Origin of the sequence: Nonomuraea bangladeshensis, from assembly GCF_039529455.1 — a bacterium.
GTDB lineage: Bacteria > Actinomycetota > Actinomycetes > Streptosporangiales > Streptosporangiaceae > Nonomuraea > Nonomuraea bangladeshensis.
In genome coordinates, this window is the sequence record NZ_BAAAMV010000039.1 from 1 (window position 1) to 1,186 (window position 1,186).

Sequence of the window (1,186 nt, forward strand, 5' to 3'; positions counted from 1 at the left end):
CGACAGGTTGACCAGGACGTAGAGAGGGAAGACGAAGACCGCGCCGACGGCGATCATCACCGTCTCCAGCAGCGCCGTGCGCGCCGTGTAACGCTTCACGAGGAGCCCTTCTGCTGCCGCAGGCCGCGGTACTGGACGGCCGAGACGGCGGCCACCACGACGGCCAGGAGCACCGCGATCGCGGTGCTGTAGGCGAAGTCGCCGAACTGGAAGGCGTTCTTGTAGATGAGGGTGGACAGGGTCTCGGTGGCGTGGCCGGGGCCGCCGCCGGTGGTGACGTACACCTGGTCGAAGAGCTTGAATCCGCCGATCAGCGCGAGCATCACGTTGATGGTGATGGCAGGGGCCAGCAGCGGGCGGGTGATGTGCCAGAAGCGCTGCACGGCACCCGCGCCGTCCACGCCGGCGGCCTCGTGCAGCTCGCGTGGCACGCTCTGCAGCCCGGCCAGGAAAATGACCATGGAGTAACCGGAGAACTGCCAGATGACGATCGCCGCCACCGACCACAGCGCGAGGCCGGGGTCGCCCAGCCAGTTCTGCCGCAGGGCGCCGAGGCCGACGGCGTCCAGCGCCGTGTTGAGCGCGCCCTCCGGGGCGTACAGGTAGCGCCACAGGTAGGCCGTGACCACGGGCGTCATCACCGCGGGCGCGAAGAACAGCACGCGCAGCGCGTTGCGGCTCCTGATGCGTGAGTGCACGCCGAGCGCCAGCAGCAGGCCGACCGCGTTCTGCACGATCGTGATCACGGCCGTGATGGCGACGGTCTGCCAGAGCGCGTCCTGGGCCGCGGAGTCGTCGAAGATCTTGGCGAAGTTCTCCAGCCCGACGAAGGACATCCGCTCGCCCAGGCCGCTCCAGTCCGTGAAGGCGTATCCCGCTCCTCTGACGGACGGGACGAGCACGACGTAGAGGTACAGCGCGAGAGCGGGGAGCACGAGCCATCCGGGGATCGACCGTCCGCGCCGGCGTCGTCGGGACCTGCGGCCATGATGCGGGATGACGTCGCGGCCCGCCGAAGGTACGTGCAGGGGGGCCGTTCTGACCTCGGAGGTGTTCGGCATCGTCCCTCTCGATAAAACGTTTTAATAGAGAATGTGCGACGCGACGGGGCACCGGAAGGAGGAAGGGGATGCGCGCGTCGCGTAGTGAGGATGATGCGCTCGCGGCTCACCGGGCCGGTAGGCCA

1 protein-coding gene is annotated in these 1,186 nt (G+C 68.5%); it reads right to left on the minus strand.

Annotated features, from left to right (window positions below):
• Positions 1-95: 95 nt before the first annotated feature.
• Entirely contained in the window at positions 96-935 is an 840-nt protein-coding gene (locus tag ABD292_RS48830; protein WP_344220344.1) for a carbohydrate ABC transporter permease, read from the minus strand.
• Positions 936-1,186: the final 251 nt, after the last annotated feature.